The organism is Rhizobium skierniewicense (assembly GCF_014196515.1).
Classification (GTDB): domain Bacteria; phylum Pseudomonadota; class Alphaproteobacteria; order Rhizobiales; family Rhizobiaceae; genus Agrobacterium; species Agrobacterium skierniewicense.
The window spans coordinates 376,772-392,954 of the sequence record NZ_JACIDV010000001.1; the positions used below are offsets into that span (position 1 = coordinate 376,772).

The following is a 16,183-nucleotide window of genomic DNA, read 5'->3' on the forward strand; positions in this document are numbered from 1 at the left end:
ATCAAAAAGCCTCGTCGCCATGGGGATTATTGACCATCGGCCATATATCACGCGGCGCATGTTGATAGGGCGTCGTTGCGGGATTGTTGGGGTAGGGCGTGCCTGCCGAGCAGTAAATGATATCCGACGCGATCTTCGAAAAGGCCGCATAAAAATGGTTGGTTGATTTGATGACCAGAATTTTCTTCGACGTCGGGTCGATGCCCATGGCCGAAAAGAGCGATGGATCGTAGCTCTGGGCGCGAATCGAGTTCAGGATGATATCGATACCGTTCAGACGAATATGCGCTGAATCACCAAAGGGTGCGATGCTTTCCCCGAAACGCATTTCCGCACCGCGCACCAGACGGATGATCGTCACGCGACCATCAATGGGATTGCCGGTGCCAGGGGCGGATTTTGCGCCGAAGCGCAATGGAATTTCCGCACCTTCGCCAGCAGCCATGCAGATTTGAACGGCAATCGGGTCCCAGATGGTGCCGATGGCAGCATCGGTTACAGCTTGAGCAAAGAGCTCAGCGAGTACGACCGTCGCGTCACCGGCCGTGCCGCCACCCGGATTGTCCCACATATCGGCAATCACCACCGGGCCTCTAGCTGCTGCGATAGCGCTGGTGACGGCATTTTTCTCGTCGGTCCACGGCATCATGTGTTTGCCGCGATTGGCAAACAGTTCCAGACCAAGATCGCGCGCCAGGCGCTCACCCTTGTCTTTTTTGCCGTTTGTGACAGCGATCGTCTTTGTCCCCATTTCCGGGACATCACCGGCCATGAAACCATGGATGACCGACAGTGACAGCACATCGTCGTCCTCGCGTTCGATCTGTATCAACCTGTCGACGAATGAGCGCATTGGCTCGCGAGAGGTCGGAAAGACGTCGATCATGCGACAATCAAAGGTGGACATGACGGGTTTGATCCGGCCCTCAAGCGTATCGATAACGATCTTCCAGAGGTCATGCGCACGGTCAACAAAATCCGTATGCGGAAACTCCTTGAAGGCAACGAAGAAATCCGCAGCCGTGACACGTTTTTGGGTGAGGTGGCTGTGCGGATCAAGTTCGGCGCAAACCAGACAATTCGTCCCGACAATCTCACGAATGCGTGTGAGAAAGTCGCCTTCGGGATCGATATAGCCGTCCGCGACCATGGCGCCGTGGAGGCCGAGAATGACGGCATTTACCGGCATGGCTGCGCGCAACTGCTCCAGAATTTCGTCGCGTAAACCTTCATAGGTCTGGCGGTTAACCAGTCCGGCCGGGTCTGCCCATGCCGCACTCCCCTCTATCAAGGTCCAGCCCTTCTGTGCCATCAAACGGCGGCCGACAGGAACCGGGGCGGTGCACAGCGTTGCCGTTTCTGGATGCTGACCAGGGCCTGCGTAGAAGGAATCTTCGAAGGCCTTCCGGTCGATGCATATAGGTGAAAACGTATTCGTCTCGGTCGCCAGTGCAGCGGTGAAAATGCGCAATGTCTTGCCTTCTTATAGAGCGCTGCCCATCGGATTTGGCAGATATCCGATAAAGCCGCTGATCTTCCAGCGACCGCCATGGAGCCTGCAATAATACAGCGTCTGCCATTTCATGACATCGAGCGAGCCATCCGTCTTGCGAATACCGCCATCAAATTTCTTGCGCACCAGCGCGGTGTCATTTTCGATCTCGATTTCATCAAGCGTGGTCGTGGTGAAGATCGCCTTGCGGGTATCTTCCGCGAAACTTTGGCCTTGAAAATCCCGTGCCTGGCGCAGCCACTCGTCGCGGTATGCGATGAGATTCGGAAATCCAAGACGCCATTTGTCGGGGTTGTCAGCGCGGTTCGCGTTGATCGCCAAAAAGCCGGCTTCGATGAAGTCACCTTCCACTTTGGACCAGTCTGCCGCCAGAAATGCATCAATATCGCGCGGCACCAGCATCTCCCAGATGGCGTGGCGCGCAGCATCGGTTTCAGGGAAGGGGTTTTTGAAAGGGTCGCGCATGCAAATGATCCAATGTTGAAATTATTTTCATAATCACTGTTTTTCACTGGCAAAGATCCCTTTTCTATGGTGTCCTGTCAACGAATAAAGAAAATAATTTGCATGGGTATGGTGATGACGATCAAGCGGTACGGAGCTGAAAAGGCGGGTGCAGGCGGGCAGAGACTGCCGTTTGCACGAGCAGTCGAGGCAGACGGCTGGCTCCATGTTTCCGGTCAGGTCGCAATGGTTGACGGCGAGATCATTGCTGGCGGTATTGTGGAGCAGACCCATAAGACGATCGAAAATCTCATCGCTATTCTTCACGAGGCCGGTTACGGCGTCGAGCATGTGGTGCGGTGCGGCGTTTGGCTGGATGACCCGCGCGATTTCTGGAGTTTCAACAAGATCTATGAGAGTTATTTCGGAGAACATCCTCCCGCCCGTGCCTGTGTGCAGGCGTCGATGATGGTTGACTGCAAGGTGGAAATAGACTGCATCGCCTATAAAGCCAAAGTCTGATCTTTGGCATCAATCGGAGCGGCGTGCGGATGGATATTTTTGCGAAATTGCAGGACAATGAAGAGCAGTTTTCGCAATCGGAACGGCGAATTGCGGATATTCTGCTGGCCGATTTCGAATTCGCCGTCAATGCTTCGATCATCGAGCTGGCTGGACGAGCGCAGGTTTCTCCGCCAACGGTGACCCGTTTTTGCCGCCGGCTCGGTCTTCAAAGTTTTGCCGATTTCAAGGTCAATCTGGCAAAGACTGCCTATGTGGGTGCGCGCTACCTCAACCCGGAGATACCCCGTACGGGGCCTTCGGATGTCGCTGAGGACATACTTACAAAGGCGCAGGATGCGCTTTTTCTGCTCCACCGCACACTTGACCCTGCTGTTTTGGCTCGGGCCGCGGCGGCCATTTCTTGCAGTGGCAATGTCTATGCATTCGGGTCAGGCGGGAATTCCTCGATGATTGCTGGCGAAATCCAGAACCGTCTTTTCCGGCTGGGCCTGCGTGTGACCACCAGCAGCGATCACAGCATGCAACTGATGATGACGGCCGCCGCCCGGCCGAATGACGTGATTGTCGGTTCGTCCTTTTCGGGAAGAAACATGGAGCTGGTGAAGTGCTTCACGCTGGCGCGTGAAATGGGCGTTTCCTCGATCGCTCTCACCCAGAGTGACAGCCCGGTGGCGCTTGCGGCAGACATCGTTGTTCCGGTCGATGTGCCGGAGGGCAGCAACATCTTCAGGCCAACATCATCGCGCTACGCTTATCTGGCTGTTGTCGACATGATCGCCAGCCTCGTTGCTTACGAGAACAAGCAGCAGTCCATGATGACGCTGCGGCATATCAAGCAGCAATTGATTGAACACCGGGACGGCGATGACCGCCAGTTGCTCGGCGACTGACCGACGGAGAGACATGAGGATGGCGGAAACGATAGCAATTGTAACCGGCGGTGCAGGCGACATCGGTCGTGCCATTGCTGTCAGGCTGGCCGATACCCATGACCGTGTGGTCCTCGTGGATATTGATGGTCCCGCAGTTAATCGGGCTGTCGCATCGCTGGCTGGTTCGTCGTTCATGGCGATCGAATGCGATGTAACGGATGCTGCAAGCCTCACTGAGCTTTCCAAAGACATCCGCGCTTTGGGCATCGTGCGCACTCTGGTCAACAATGCCGGTGCTGCAAGAGCCGTCAGTCTGCACGATACGACCCCCGAAATCTGGCGGCTAGATAATGCGCTCAATCTGGAGGCACCGTTTTTGTGTTTCAGAGCCTTCGAGGACGCACTGAAACAGTCCCAAGGGTCGCTCATCAACATCGCTTCGGTCAACGGAATGTCCGTCTTTGGCCACCCGGCTTATAGCGCAGCCAAGGCCGGGCTCATTCATCTGACCAAACTGATTGCCGTCGAATACGGGAAATTCGGCATCCGCGCCAATGCCGTGGCACCCGGGACGGTGCGCACGCAGGCGTGGGAAGCCCGCGCGAAAGCCAATCCGCAGGTCTTTGAAGAGGCAAAGCACTGGTATCCACTCCGGCGCATTGTTCTGCCGGATGATGTGGCCAATGCCGTCGGTTTTCTGGCCAGCGATCAGGCCGCCGCCATCAGCGGTGTCTGTTTGGCCGTGGACTGTGGTCTGACCGCAGGACAGGCTCCGCTTGCGCATACATTTTCGCAATCCGAGCACTATTGAAGGACGGCCCGCCCCGTCGCAGAACTACAAAAGGGAACGATCATGACGCTTGCACAGTACCGTCTTGAAAATGCGTGGCACCCCAATGAGGATGACCCGAGCGGCGGTTTCGTCTTCACGCTGTTCAACCTTTCCCACCAACCCCTGAAAGACTTCCGCATTGTCTATACGTCGCTGACGCGAACGATCGACAAGCCTGTCTGCGGCAATGCCGTGTATCTGCGCCGTAACGCCAATTTCCATGAGTTTGCTCCTCCTGCTGGTTTTGAACTGAAGCCGGGTCAGGCATGGCGTTTTACGGTCGATGGATTGTTACGCCCCGCGCGCCATCGCACGGATGGTGCAAAATCCGCCTATGTCAGCCTTTCCGATGGTACGCATCACACGGTTGCCGTTGGAGATCTCATGCTGGAAGGTCGCCACAGCGAACCGCCGCCGGTGCTTTTGCCGCAAGGAGAACTCGACTTGCCGTTCGCCATCCAGCCGTGGCCGGCGGATGTCTCGGCTGAAGCTGGAGAGACGTTTCCCGTCGCACTGTTCCCGTCTGAGGATGCAAAACCGGATGATGTTCTGGCAGTCGATACGGCTATTTCGCTGTTCCGCAGGCTTTATACCAGCGCCCATGTGCCATTCTGCCTTGCGCCTGTCCATGAGGGGCGGACGTTGACGTTTGAGCAAAACAGCGGGCTGGAGACGGAGGCCTATTGCCTTTCTTTTTCCGAAACTGATGTGGTTCTGGAATACTCGGCACCTGCAGGACGGCAATATGGCCTGACAGTGCTCGCGCAACTGCTGCATGGCGCACGGACAGAGCCAGCAAAATTTCGCTTCCCCATCTCGGGTACGATCAAAGACGCGCCGCGTTACAGCTGGCGCGGATGCCACCTGGATGTGTCGCGCCAATTCTATCCGACGGATGATGTTGCGCGGCTGATCGACATCATGGCCTGGTATCGCATGAACCGTTTCCACTGGCACTTGTCCGATGACGAGGCATGGCGACTGGAGATCAAGGCCTACCCGCTTTTGACGACTGTGGGGGTGAAGCGCGGTCCCGACGAGCCTCTGTTGCCACAACTAGGCAACAGTGCAGAGCCGGTTGAGGGACATTATACGCAGGATGACGTCAGGGCCATCGTTGCCCACGCCGCTCTGCTGAATGTCGAGGTTGTGCCTGAGATCGATATTCCCGGCCACAGCACGGCGGCGCTCGTTGCCTATCCTGAACTGACCGATGGGCAGGAGGCACCGGATAGCTACCGTTCCGTTCAGGGGTTTCCGAACAACGCGCTCAATCCGGCAATCGAGTTCACTTATGAGTTCATCGGCAAGATCTTCGACGAAATGGTCGACCTGTTCCCATCCCGGCTTATCCATATCGGTGGTGACGAAGTCGCCAATGGCTCATGGCTTGCCTCACCGCTTGCCAAGCAACTGATGGACAGGGAAGGGCTGGATGGCACTTTCGGCATCCAGTCCTATTTCATGAAGCGCATTCAGGGCATGTTGCATGAGCGTGGTCGCGATATTGCCGGCTGGGACGAGGTATCTCATGGTGGTGGCGTCAACCCGCACGGCACCTTGCTGATGGCATGGCAGAAGCCTGACGTCGGCATCGAGCTGGCGAAGCAGGGTTACGATGTGGTGATGACGCCGGGGCAGGCCTATTATCTGGACATGGTTCAGGATGAAGCATGGCAGGAGCCGGGCGCCAGCTGGGCCGGAACCGTGCCGCCTTATCACACCTACCATTACGAAGCGGAGGGTGATTTTCCTGATGATCTGAAGGACAGGATGAAGGGCGTTCAGGCGTGCATCTGGACCGAGCATTTCCTGACACGGGACTATTTCAATCATCTGGTCTTCCCACGCCTGCCCGCCATTGCGGAAGCGGCATGGACACCGAAAGCAAAGAAAGACTGGCTACGTTTTGCCGCCATTGTTCCTTCGCACCCGGTCTTTTAAGAGAGGTTTTCATGCGCATTGCGTTCGGTGGAATTCATACGGAATGCAGCACCTATTCGACGGTGCTGATGCAGGTCGAAGATTTTCGCGTTTTCAGGGGCGGTGAACTTGTCGGCATGGACTATTTCAATTTCCTCGATGCAGACGGTGTCGAGCACCTGCCGCTCCTGCATGCGCGCGCGGTTCCGGGGGGGCCGCTTTCGCGTGAGACCTACGATATCTTCAAACAGGATTTTCTGGAGCGGCTAAGCGCCGCTCTACCGGTGGACGGGCTTTATCTTGCCATGCATGGGGCAATGAATGTCGATGGTATGGATGATGCCGAGGGGGACTGGATCTCTGCGGCGCGTGCCATCGTCGGACCCGACGTCATTGTAGCGGCAAGTTACGATCTGCATGGCAATGTCAGCCAGAGGATCGTAGACCAGCTCGATATTTTCGCGGCCTATCGCACAGCCCCGCACATTGACGTGCGAGAAACCATGGTGCGTGCGTGGTCCATGCTGGTGAATGCGCTGAAGACGGGCGTGAGGCCGGGCGTCGCATGGGCCAAGGTGCCCGTTCTGCTGCCGGGCGAAAAAACCTCCACCGAGGATGAGCCGGCAAAAAGTCTTTATTCTGCGTTGCCAGCCTTCGATGCGAGGCCCGGAATATTAGATGCGAATTTGATGATCGGTTATGTCTGGGCAGACGAACCGCGCGCGACGGCCTGCGCTGTGGTGACTGGAACGGAAGTGGCTGCTGCGGAACAGGTGGTAACGGAAATTGCGCAATCCTACTGGGATGCGCGCAAGTCGTTCCGTTTCGGGCCTGTGACGGAGGCGCTGGACGACATTCTTGATATTGCCGAGACGACCGGGACGCGACCGACCATTCTGGCTGATTCCGGCGACAACCCGACGGGCGGTGGCGTTGGTGACCGTGCCGATGTGTTGCAGGCATTGATCAAACGAAACTGGCAGGGCGCACTTTTGGGCGGCATCACCGACCGACCGGCAGTTGATGCCTGTTTTGCAGCAGGAGAAGGCGCCGTCATCGACCTGAAGATCGGTGGTAGTCTCGATCCCTCTAGCCCTTCTGTCGAGGTCGCTGCAAGGGTTTTGAAGCTGGACGATCATGAGGCTGCGAACGAGCGGCAGGCCGTTGTCGAAATCGGTGGCGTCATCGTCATCCTCGCGTCCAGGCGTCGGCCCTATCACATGATCTCGGATTTCACGCGCCTTGGCTTTGATCCCTCCAAGGTCAGGCTTCTGGTTGTCAAATCCGGCTATCTTTCACCGGAACTCGCTCCCATTGCCAATCCCAATCTGATGGCTTTAACCAACGGTGTCATCAATCAGAACATTGAAAGCCTGCGGAACGAACGCAGGGATGGAAATATCTATCCTTTCCAGGCGGATTTCCAGTATGTGCCGCAGGCACGCCGATCTTCGCGCTGGAGTTGACTGTAGACATCAGCCGACGGAAACGCCTGCTTTAGAAGATTTTTGGGTTGCCAGCCTTTTACAGCAGGACATAAGACCATGCGCGCCGCCTTTTCCATCGTCATTCGAAACCCATCGATAAGGGTGGCTGCGCTTGCCATTCTGTTTTTCGGGTTCTCCAATGCAGCGACAGCACCCTATCAGGCGGTCATCGGCATCCGGGAACTGGGGCTGAGCGACGGCGTATACTCACTCTTGATGCTGGTCGCTGCCGTCATCAATGTCAGCGCCAGCGTGTTGATGGGCATCCTCGCGGATCGGCTGGGTGAATATCGCAGACCGATACTGTGTATCGCCCTGTTTGGTATCTCTGGCTATTTCCTGGTCTATTTCGCGGCAAACGCGCCTGCCTTCATCGCCGCCAAGTTGCTGTTGTTGCCGATTTTTGGCGCCATGAATTCGCTGATCTTCGCGCATGTGCGCGCTGATGCCAAAGACCTGCCGCCAAAAGAGATGATATCGGTAAACTCCGTCATGCGGGCAACGATCTCGCTCTCATGGGTGTTGGTCCCGGGCCTTGTCGGCATTTTTCTCGCCGCCTCGAGCAACATGCTCTCTGCGTTTCTCCTATCGGGCATTTTTGCGACTGTTTGTTTCCTGTTAGTCGCTTTCTATCTCCCAAAGACTGCTGCACCGGTCGTGAGAAACGGAGAGGGGCGGTTCGGCCTTTTTGCGTCACTGGGCGAAATCTGTTCGCGCCATGTGTTGCTGCGCGTTATCAGTATTGCGCTGATCTCCTCCATGCTGCACCTCAACGACTTCGTACGTGCGCTCATCATTACAGGGTCCGCAAAGGGCACGGTGACAGATGTTGGCATCGTCGTCGGCATTGTCGCTGGACTGGAGATTGTTTTCATCATCATGTGGGGCATGGTCGAGCGGCGCTTTGCGCAAACGACAACCCTTGCCGCGGGGGCCATCCTCTATTCGGTCTATCTTGTGTTACAAGGGTTCGCCACGCAGCCTTGGCACATTTACGCGCAAACACTGATCAGCGGATTGGGAGCCGCAGCCCTCATCAGCATACCCATAACCTATCTTCAGGAGTTGATTGCCGACCGCCCAGGGCTCGGCAGTTCGCTGATTGCCGTCAACATCTTTCTGAGTGCGGGCATCGGCTCTCTGGTGTTTGCAATCGGCACCTATGTCTCCGACTATTCGGGAGCATCGATCCTTGGTGCTGTCTTTGGTTTGGCAGGCATCGTCATGCTCTTTACCCTAGATGGACCAGGAAAACGGCGATAGCCCGTATTTTTGCAAATCATGCCAGTTCAGCTTATGGATGCAGACGAAAAGGAATTCCCATGATTCTTGAGATTTGCGTCGATGATGTAGCCGGGCTGGATGCAGCGATTAGGGGCGGGGCAGATCGTATCGAGCTTTGCGCGGCCCTTTCGGGTGGCGGTGTGACGCCATCCAAAGGGTTCATGCATCTTGCCGGCGCCAAGAATATCCCCGTCAGTGTCATGATACGCCCGCGTTCGGGTGATTTCGTCTTCGAACGTGCTGAAGTGGATATGATGAAGCACGATATCGATGCGGCGCGAAGCGCGGGTGTTTCAGGTGTCGTATTGGGTGCTTCTCTTGCGAATGGGGCGCTTGATACCAACACGCTGGAGGAGCTCTGTGCTCATGCGCAGGGTCTCGACACGACGCTCCATCGTGCCGTAGACGTCGTTCCTGATTTCCCTGAGGCGGTGGAGGCGGCGGTTTCGCTGGGGTTCTCCAGAATTCTGACATCCGGTGGCGCAAGATCAGCGCTTGAAGGCGTAGACCAGCTGGCGAAGATGATCGAGGTCGCGCACGGTCGCATCTCTATCATGCCAGGAGCAGGCATTCGGCCACATATGGTTACCGAGATCCTGTGCCGTCTCGTCATCAATGAAATCCACGCATCCTGTTCCGCCAATGCACCATCCGGTACAAATAGGAGGCTTTCGATGCTCGGGTTCACCGGCCCTGAGCGCAAGCAAACCGATGAGGCAACCGTGCGTGAATTGAAGCAGCTTTTGGAAACTCAGGGGTAGTCGGGAGCGGCGCGCTTTACAATGCGAGATGGTCGAAGGACCGTCTGATCATCATTGGGTTCGGGCGACGCGGACCGTGCAGCCTTCAAGGCCACATCGACGATGACGGCAAATTTCAACGCCATCCAGACCTCCGGCATGGGTTGATGCAGCCGACAATCAACGCCCGAGCTGGCTGAACTGCGGACTTCACCGCAGGGTTACATCCGTTGAGACAGAATTCGTTTATCAGAGGGATGATTTAGGAGTTTGCACGCGCGATGCGCATGTCCGTGTCGACGGGCCGGTTCTTCCGACGCAATCCTGAAAAACGGAAGGTTCGTTGATCGGTAGCGGGCTTATTGACTTTACGATCGGCGCATAAATCAAACGCAACCAAAAGAGATCGGTCTAGCCTGCCGGTATGAGCGGCAGGCTAGCGCAGATAAGCGTTAGAGAACGCTGACGTTTTCTGCCTTCGACTTGCCCGTCTTACGGTCCTGGCCGATTTCGAAGCTGACCTTGTCACCTTCTCTAAGCGAACCACCCTGCTGCAGGGAAGACACGTGAACGAACACGTCTGTTCCGCCGTTTTCAGGTGTAATGAAGCCGAAGCCTTTGTCGTCGTTAAAAAATTTCACAGTACCGGTAGGCATGACAGTTCCTTTTTATTTCCGTAGCCGTTTGACTCCGCGACAAACTCTTTATAGCGCGTTTGCGCCTCCATCAACTCCCAAGGTTAGAACAGAAAGCCAATGAGTCAAATTAAACGCGATTAGAGACCAAAAAATCTCTTGTCAGCGGGTCGCCACGGCAAATTTCCGCTCAAGATGGGCTCCCAAAATCGTCAGAGGGCAGCACATCACGAAGTAGAGGGCGCCGACGATGCTGAAAACGGTCAGCGGTTCGAATATCTGGTTCGAGATAATGTTGCCGGCGCGCGTCAGTTCTGTGAAGCCGACGATGGAAGCCAGCGACGTTCCTTTGATCAGCTGGACAAGGAAACCCACCGTTGCCGGAAGCGAGATTCGAATCGCCTGCGGCAGAACGACGTCTTTCGTACGGGAAACATAGCGAAGGCTAAGAGCCTTTGCCGCTTCGATCTGCCCCTTGGGAACAGCGTCGATGGAGCCGCGCCAGATTTCCCCCAGATAGGCGCTGGCATGAAGGGTAAGGCCGATCGCGACTGCAATCCAAGCATCGAGCCGAAATCCGAGGAGCGCCAGCCCGTAATAAACCACGAAGAGCTGCATCAGAAGCGGCGTGCCCTGGAACACCGCGATATAGGCAGACGTCACCCGCTCCAGAAGGACGATGCCGGATGTTCGCGCCAGAGCGACCAGAAGCCCTGCCATGCAGCCAAAGACAAACCCGACAGCGGACAACGCGACTGTCCACTTGAGACCGATCAACAGGAAGACAAATTCATCATAACCCATATCGCAGCTCCTACTTGACGGGGTAAGCGAAGTAGCGCGCCGAAAACAGGGAGAAGAGGCGCATCATGATCCAGGACATCACGAGATAGAGAAGCGTGATGGTGAAATAGATTTCGAAACTGCGGAAACTTTCGGATTCGATCTGTTGGGAGACCGACGTCAATTCATAGGCCGAGATCGCGGACGCAATGCTCGTGGACAGCGTCAGAAGGACGAACTGACTTGTCAGTGAGGGGTAAATGGCACGCAGAGCAGGCTTGAGAACAATCAGCCGGAAAACTTGTGCCTTATGAAGGCCAAGGGCGAGACCTGCCTCCCTTTGTCCTTTGGAGATGGACTGGACACCGCCACGAATAATCTCGATTGCATAGGCACCCCCATTGATTCCCAGCGCGATGATCGCCGTTGGAGTTGGATCGAGCCGAACACCTGCAAGAGGCAGGGCAAAATAGATAAAGAATATCTGCACCAGGAACGGCGTGTTGCGGATGATTTCCACAAAGCCGATGACGAGCCATCTCACCGCCTTGAAACGGGAATCGCGCAGGGCGACGCCACCAATTCCGATGATGATCGCAAGAACCATGCCGCACAAGGCGAGCGTGAATGTTCCAAGGCAAGCAGACAGCAGACTTGGAAGACCGTCTATCACGGGTGTGAAATCGAGCTGGTAATTCATGATGCCTCCACGGGTGTCACCATGCCGACCATCGCCTGAATGGCCAGTTCATAGCCTGCGGCACCAAAGCCGATCAGAATGGCGGTCGCAACACGGGAAATCAGCGAATGGTGGTAGATGCTTTCGCGGGCATGAACATTCGAAATGTGAAGTTCGATCTTGGGCGGATCGAATGTTTTCAGGGCATCCATAAGTGCGATGGACGTGAAGGTGTATGCGGCGGGGTTGATGATAATTCCGCAAGCTTCTTCGCGGGCTTGATGCACGCTCTCGACCAACTCACCCTCAAAATTCGTCTGTCGGAACTCGATATCGAAACCCAAGCTGTTCGACTTTGCGATACATCGATCCTTGATGTCCTGAAGCGTAGTGGTGCCGTAGATCGAAGGTTCTCTCTGCCCCAGAAGATTGAGGTTCGGTCCATTCAAGATGAATATTTTTTTGCTCATGATCGGGCTCTTCGGACTATCGTCAGATGTAGGCGCGCGGGAAAGGGGCCGGCGGGCGTCGCTGCGCGCCCACCGTTTTTTAAGACAGAAAGGCCGGACTGACGGCTATTTCGCGACGAAGGAAATGCCTTCGAGACTCTCCGGAAATTCCGGTACCGGCACTTTCATCCACTTGTCGTAGATTGCCTTGAGTTCGCCATTCGTCTTGATCTTGTCGATAAAGGTATTGAGCGAAGCGTTGATTTCTTTTTCGCCTAAACGTGTGCACGCGCCGTTATAGAGCTTCTGGAACTCCAGCTTGTTTTCAAACTCGCCGGGGCGTGCTTTCTCGACGCGGTCCATGTAGAAAATATTGCCGCCCAATGCCTGCACCTGACCGGAAGCCAGAGCCTGGACGCTTGCTGCGTCTCCGTCATACCGGCGGATCGTGGCGGTCGAAGGTGCATTTTTCGTGACCTGGGTGTCCTGCGCTGCACCCTTTGCAACGGAGATTGTCAGGTTTGCCATATCGTCGTTGGTCTTGATCGACATGGATTTTGGCCCGATCAAAACGATGGTGTTGGCCACATAGGGCTTGCTGAACTGCACGGCTTTGGCCCGGTCTGGCAGCATGGCCATGGTTGCAAACAGAAGGTCAACACGCCCACTGGTCAAAGCGGGGATCCGATTATTCACCTCAAGCGGGACGAATTCGACGGGCACGCCGAGTTCCTTGCCAAACAGTGTGGCAATATCCGCATCAAGCCCATCCTGTTTTCCTGCGCTGGTTACAAAGCCCCAGGGCGGGTTGTCTCCCTGAATACCAACGATGAGCTTGCCTCGAGCCTTGATCTCATCGGGTGTAATCGCAGCAGCCGGTTGCGCAAGTCCCAGACCTGCGGTCATCATTGCTGTCGCCAGCAAGATATGGCGACGTGTCCATGATGATTTGAACATTGAATTCCTCCTCCTGTTATGAAACGGCATATGCTTCGCAGCTATTCCTCACCCTTCACTGCACGACGCATAGTTGCAGTAACGGATATTCAAATCAACAGGTATTTTAGAAAACATATTCTCATTTTAAGAGGGTGTTTCTGGTTGTCAGGAAAGAAAGCCGCTTTTCAAAACATGTTCGACGCCGCTCAAGACATGGCCTCTAACGATTGCTTTAGCGCCTTCGATATCTCTTTTAAGAGCGGCTTCGAACAGGAGTTTGTGATCGCTCACGACCGCGACGCCGCGAAACGTTTTGGCAAGCAGGTGGTATCTTAAAAAGCGATCAAACACCGACGATAGTGTTGCCATCAACGTCGATGAGTTGCACGCCGACACGATTGCATGGTGAAATTCCCAGTCGTAGCGCACCCAGTCGATCGTGCGCGACGCGTCGCCATTCAACAGCGTTCGCTCAGCCGCAGCGAGCTTGTAATGGGCGGCAACGATATGTCCTTCCCAGTCGATATCACCTTCGACAAAGGCCAACTCCAGCGCGTGTGTTTCTAATACGATCCGTAGATCGGCAAGTTCGTAAAGCTCTTGCCGTGATACCGGGCTGACTTCAAAGCCGCGCTGTCCCTCTGCCACGACGAGATTTTCCATGGCCAAGCGGCTGAGGATCTCCCGCAACGACGGAATGCTGATCTCGTAGCGCTCTTTGGTCTGCTCCAGCTTTATCTTGGATCCGGGTAACAGGTGGCCCGAAATGATATCCTGGCGGATTCGCCGGAACACGACGTCTCCTATGGTTTCAGTGGGCGTCTGGTTTTTCTTCAGCATGATTTTGCGTCCAGCAGGATGAAAAGCGCGAGGGGTGGACTTGATCCAGTTTCAGTAGTCCGTCGCCAAAGCGAACACCACAAAATATATGACGTTTTTCTGATTGCCAGATATATTTGGAAAGTCTTTGCAGCGCCGCCAACCGACCCTCGCTAGGGTCCGCGAGCAATTTGAAGGCTGAAAACATCACGCGCCCGCATCTGCAGTTTCTGCTGCCAAATAAATAGGCAATAAATTTATCAAAAGGTAAAAAATTTATCATTTGATAAAGATCGGAAATCCGCTACCTTGTAAATCACTGTTTTTCCTGTGCCTCCAAGTCTGGCACGGAACCTGCGTTCAATCTTTCAAACGTTCAACACGGGAACAAGAACTGGAGGATGCATATGGAAATCGGTGTTTTCATTCCGATTGGGAACAATGGCTGGCTGCTTTCGGAGAATGCTCCGCAGTACAAGCCGAGTTTCGAACTCAACAAGCAGATCACGCTGGCTGCGGAGAAGTACGGGTTTGATTTCGCACTTTCGATGATCAAGCTGCGTGGCTTTGGTGGCAAGACGGAGTTCTGGGACTACAATCTGGAATCCTTCACGCTCATGGCGGGGCTCGCAGCCGTAACGTCTAAAATCAAGCTTTTCGGAACGACTGCCACTCTGGTCATGCCGCCAGCGATCGTCGCGCGCATGGCGACGACCATTGATTCGATTTCCGGCGGTCGCTTCGGTATCAATCTGGTCACGGGCTGGCAGCGACCGGAATATAGCCAGATGGGCATGTGGCCGGGCGATGACTATTTCGGTGATCGCTACGAATATCTTGGCGAATACACGACGGTGCTTCAGGAGCTTCTGACGACGGGCCAGTCGGACCTCAAGGGCAAATATTTCACGATGGACGATTGCCGGATGAAGCCGGTCCCGGAGGGTAAGGTCAAGCTGATCTGCGCCGGTTCGTCCGATAAGGGCATGGCGTTCTCAGCCCAGTATGCAGATTACAGCTTCTGCTTCGGTGTGGGGGTTAACACGCCCAAGGCTTTTGCCCCAACAAATGAGCGACTGCTGGCTGCGACTGAGAAGACAGGACGCGATGTGAGATCCTGTGTCCTGACCATGGTGCTGGCCGAGGAGAAGTCCGAGGACGCGTGGGCAAAATGGGAGCATTACAAGGCTGGCGCTGACCAAGAGGCCATCAAGTGGCTCGGACTGCAAAGCTCGGTGGATACGAAATCGGGCGCCGATACCAATGTGCGGCATATGTCGAACCCGGTTTCCGCCGTCAACATCAACATGGGAACGCTGATCGGCTCCTATGAAGAGGTTGCTGCCATGCTGGACGAGATGAGTGAGGTGCCGGGTACCGGTGGTGTCATGCTGACATTTGACGACTTTGTCGAAGGCATTGAAAAATTCGGCAAATATGTGCAGCCTCTGATGAAGAGCAGGCAGCATGTAATGGCCGCCTTGGAGGCTGCGGAATGACGGATACAGTGGTCGCAGGATATAATCCGCCCAGAAGCCTCTCGGAAAGCGTAACGCTTCCCGCAAGACCAGAACCGATTTCGTTGAAGCCCAGCGAAACCGCCGTCGTGGTCGTCGACATGCAGAACGCCTATTCCACGGAAGGCGGTTATGTTGATCTGGCCGGATTCGACATTTCGGGCGCAAAATCCACCATCGCGAATATCGGCAAGACAGTGACGGCCGCCCGTGCGGCTGGCGTGCAGGTCATCTATTTCCAGAACGGCTGGGATAGCGATTATGTTGAAGCAGGCGGCCCCGGCTCCCCCAACTGGCACAAGTCCAACGCGCTGAAAACCATGCGTTCGCGGCCGGAATTGCAAGGAAAGCTGTTGGCGAAGGGGACATGGGATTATGCCATCGTTGATGAGCTGCAGCCGCAGCCGGGCGATATTCTTGTACCCAAAACGCGCTATAGCGGTTTCTTCAATACCAATATGGACAGTGTGTTGCGGGCGAGGGGCATCCGAAACCTCGTTTTCGTTGGCATCGCCACCAATGTCTGCGTGGAAAGCTCGCTTCGCGATGCCTTTCATCTCGAATATTTCGGGGTGATGCTGGAGGATGCGACCCACCATCTGGGCCCGGATTTCATCCAGCAGGCGACCGTCTACAATGTCGAAAAGTTTTTTGGCTGGGTGGCGACGGTAAATGATTTTTGCGCCGTCATATCGCAGGCTGCACCCATCGAAAACTGATCAATCGCCATAAAAGAGGAGAA

Annotated in this window: 18 protein-coding genes; 9 read left to right on the plus strand and 9 right to left on the minus strand. The window is 55.3% G+C overall.

Features of this window, described 5'->3' with window-relative positions; genetic code table 11:
• Position 1: 1 nt before the first annotated feature.
• Entirely contained in the window at positions 2-1,471 is a 1,470-nt protein-coding gene (locus GGQ73_RS01645) for a M81 family metallopeptidase (RefSeq protein ID WP_183893438.1), read from the minus strand.
• Positions 1,472-1,483: 12 nt separating this feature from the next.
• Positions 1,484-1,978 (minus strand): general transcription factor IIF subunit 2, encoded by a 495-nt coding sequence (locus tag GGQ73_RS01650; RefSeq protein ID WP_183893440.1) that lies wholly within the window; start codon positions 1,976-1,978, stop codon positions 1,484-1,486.
• 114 nt (positions 1,979-2,092) lie between these two features.
• Between GGQ73_RS01650 and GGQ73_RS01655 the strand changes: the two genes are divergently transcribed.
• The 7 genes from GGQ73_RS01655 (at position 2,093) to GGQ73_RS01685 (ending at position 9,641) form a co-directional block, all read left to right on the plus strand.
• Positions 2,093-2,479 (plus strand): RidA family protein, encoded by a 387-nt coding sequence (locus tag GGQ73_RS01655; protein WP_174154949.1) that lies wholly within the window; start codon positions 2,093-2,095, stop codon positions 2,477-2,479.
• A 29-nt stretch (positions 2,480-2,508) separates the two neighbouring features.
• Positions 2,509-3,372, plus strand: coding sequence for a MurR/RpiR family transcriptional regulator (locus tag GGQ73_RS01660; RefSeq protein WP_183893442.1), 864 nt, complete (start codon positions 2,509-2,511; stop codon positions 3,370-3,372).
• Between the two features lie 19 nt (positions 3,373-3,391).
• A complete protein-coding gene (locus tag GGQ73_RS01665) occupies positions 3,392-4,165 on the plus strand; it encodes an SDR family oxidoreductase (RefSeq protein ID WP_183893444.1) in 774 nt (257 codons plus the stop codon).
• Positions 4,166-4,207: 42 nt separating this feature from the next.
• Positions 4,208-6,130, plus strand: coding sequence for a beta-N-acetylhexosaminidase (locus GGQ73_RS01670; protein ID WP_174154942.1), 1,923 nt, complete (start codon positions 4,208-4,210; stop codon positions 6,128-6,130).
• Between the two features lie 11 nt (positions 6,131-6,141).
• Complete coding sequence (locus tag GGQ73_RS01675) at positions 6,142-7,575, plus strand: M81 family metallopeptidase (protein WP_183893446.1); 1,434 nt, start codon at positions 6,142-6,144, stop codon at positions 7,573-7,575.
• A 78-nt stretch (positions 7,576-7,653) separates the two neighbouring features.
• Positions 7,654-8,859 carry an MFS transporter gene (locus GGQ73_RS01680; protein WP_183893448.1) on the plus strand — a complete coding sequence of 402 codons (1,206 nt, stop codon included), beginning with the start codon at positions 7,654-7,656 and terminating at the stop codon, positions 8,857-8,859.
• A 59-nt stretch (positions 8,860-8,918) separates the two neighbouring features.
• Positions 8,919-9,641 (plus strand): copper homeostasis protein CutC, encoded by a 723-nt coding sequence (locus GGQ73_RS01685; protein WP_183893450.1) that lies wholly within the window; start codon positions 8,919-8,921, stop codon positions 9,639-9,641.
• On the opposite strand, the gene GGQ73_RS23135 is transcribed toward GGQ73_RS01685, so the two are convergent.
• From GGQ73_RS23135 to GGQ73_RS01715, 7 genes are all read right to left on the minus strand, one after another.
• Positions 9,632-9,766 carry a hypothetical protein gene (locus GGQ73_RS23135; RefSeq protein WP_268842287.1) on the minus strand — a complete coding sequence of 45 codons (135 nt, stop codon included), beginning with the start codon at positions 9,764-9,766 and terminating at the stop codon, positions 9,632-9,634. The genes GGQ73_RS01685 and GGQ73_RS23135 overlap by 10 nt on opposite strands.
• 306 nt (positions 9,767-10,072) lie before the next feature.
• Complete coding sequence (locus GGQ73_RS01690) at positions 10,073-10,276, minus strand: cold-shock protein (protein WP_045229194.1); 204 nt, start codon at positions 10,274-10,276, stop codon at positions 10,073-10,075.
• A gap of 141 nt (positions 10,277-10,417) precedes the next feature.
• A complete protein-coding gene (locus GGQ73_RS01695) occupies positions 10,418-11,059 on the minus strand; it encodes an amino acid ABC transporter permease (protein ID WP_183893452.1) in 642 nt (213 codons plus the stop codon).
• Between the two features lie 10 nt (positions 11,060-11,069).
• The gene (locus tag GGQ73_RS01700; RefSeq protein ID WP_174154932.1) at positions 11,070-11,738 is read right to left on the minus strand and encodes an amino acid ABC transporter permease; all 669 of its coding nucleotides are present in this window, start codon (positions 11,736-11,738) and stop codon (positions 11,070-11,072) included.
• A complete protein-coding gene (aroQ, locus tag GGQ73_RS01705; protein WP_183893453.1) occupies positions 11,735-12,187 on the minus strand; it encodes a type II 3-dehydroquinate dehydratase in 453 nt (150 codons plus the stop codon). Before aroQ ends, GGQ73_RS01700 begins: the two co-directional genes overlap by 4 nt.
• 105 nt (positions 12,188-12,292) lie before the next feature.
• Complete coding sequence (locus GGQ73_RS01710) at positions 12,293-13,123, minus strand: transporter substrate-binding domain-containing protein (protein WP_183893454.1); 831 nt, start codon at positions 13,121-13,123, stop codon at positions 12,293-12,295.
• A 147-nt stretch (positions 13,124-13,270) separates the two neighbouring features.
• Positions 13,271-13,945, minus strand: a complete 675-nt coding sequence (locus tag GGQ73_RS01715; protein WP_183893455.1) for a GntR family transcriptional regulator — start codon at positions 13,943-13,945, stop codon at positions 13,271-13,273.
• Positions 13,946-14,331: 386 nt separating this feature from the next.
• Here GGQ73_RS01715 and rutA point away from each other — a divergent pair, with 386 nt between their 5' ends.
• Positions 14,332-15,423: a pyrimidine utilization protein A gene (gene rutA / locus GGQ73_RS01720; protein ID WP_183893456.1), complete on the plus strand. Its 1,092-nt coding sequence runs from the start codon at positions 14,332-14,334 to the stop codon at positions 15,421-15,423.
• A complete protein-coding gene (gene rutB / locus GGQ73_RS01725; protein WP_183893457.1) occupies positions 15,420-16,160 on the plus strand; it encodes a pyrimidine utilization protein B in 741 nt (246 codons plus the stop codon). The genes rutA and rutB overlap by 4 nt, the downstream gene beginning before the upstream one ends.
• Positions 16,161-16,183 lie beyond the last annotated feature (23 nt).